The organism is Citrobacter sp. wls757 (genome assembly GCF_005280935.1).
GTDB classification, from domain to species: Bacteria; Pseudomonadota; Gammaproteobacteria; order Enterobacterales; family Enterobacteriaceae; genus Citrobacter; species Citrobacter portucalensis.
Genome location: NZ_SZWU01000017.1, coordinates 93,678 through 95,035 on the forward strand (window position 1 = coordinate 93,678; position 1,358 = coordinate 95,035).

General features: G+C 52.9%; 1 protein-coding gene. It reads right to left on the bottom strand.

The genetic code is table 11. From position 1 onward, the window contains the following. On the bottom strand, nt 1-1,358 hold a 1,358-nt coding region (gene amyA / locus FDW94_RS05095), incomplete at both ends, for an alpha-amylase (RefSeq protein ID WP_249358304.1).

Consider the following 1,358-nt stretch of genomic DNA (forward strand, 5'->3'; position numbering starts at 1 on the left):
TCAATCACCCACACGCTGACGCCCCCACCGTTACAATAAAACGTCGCTTCGCCGTTTTCATCGGTGACCACGCTTTCTTCACGATTTCCCAGATAGTCACGCCAGGTTTTATTGCCATAATTGGCGCCGAGATTGATGGTCTTTTCTCCGTCATCGCCGTTAGACAACACCACCACACAGCCGGGATCCTCGTCCGTGCCGCTGCGACTAAAAGCGATACAGTTAGGGTGGTCGAAAAAGAGCGTCTGTACCCCATGCGCGAAGCGCTGGCGCGCGAGGATCAGTTCATCAAGCTGTTCAATGATCGGCATGTCGATAGGATAGATTTCGCCATCGCCGCCGGTGTCTTCGTAATGCGCTCCGTAGAGGTCAGGGTAAAACACCGACGGTACGCCGTTTTCGCGCAACAGGATCAGCGCATAGGCCAACGGCTTAAACCACGGTTCGACAGGGGCTTCGAGTGCCTGCAATGGCTGGGTGTCGTGATTGGCAACCAGCGTGACGGCATGAAACGGATCGGCCTCCACCAGAGTGTCGGTGAAAATCTGGCTCATGTCGTAATCGCGGCCCTGACGGGATGCTTCGTGGAATTTCATCTGCAAAGGGGCGTCGAACAGCATGGTTTTCCGCTCCACCTGATTAATGTAGGTTTGCAGCTTATCGACTTCATGGGACCAGTATTCCGCCACAATAAACAGCGGCTTGGGTGCAACCTCCTGCACGTGCTCAATCCACTCTTTGTAAAACCATGCCGGAATATGTTTCACGGCATCTAAACGAAAGCCGTCGCACTGGGTTTGCTCCATTACCCAACGCGCCCAGTATTTGAGTTCCTCAGTCACCGCGTGATTGCGAAAATCAATGTTTTCGCCCATCAGATAATCAAAATTACCCAACTCATCATCGACCTGATCGTTCCAGCCTTCTCCGGTGTAATCGTTAACGATTTTAAAAATCCCGTCTTCGGTTGGGTTCTCGATATGGTCAATGCCGCTGAAGCATTTAAAGTCCCAAATGAATTGCGAGTACTGGCCAGCGCGGGCAGGGAAGGTATAGCGCGTCCAGCCTTCGCACTCGACAATCTCATCATCTATTTGCGTGCGATCTTCGGCGTTAACCCGCTGGACGCGGATCTTTTCTTTCTCATCAGCGCCCATTTTGTGGTTAACCACCACGTCCAGCAGTACGGCAATATCATTGTGCTTAAGTGCGTCAATCGCCGCCAGCAGCTGGTTTTTATCGCCGTATTTGGTGGCAACGGTTCCCCTCTGGTCAAACTCGCCCAGGTCAAACAGATCGTACGAGTCATAGCCAACGGAATAGCCGCCGGACGCACCTTTATAGGCGGGGGGCAGCCA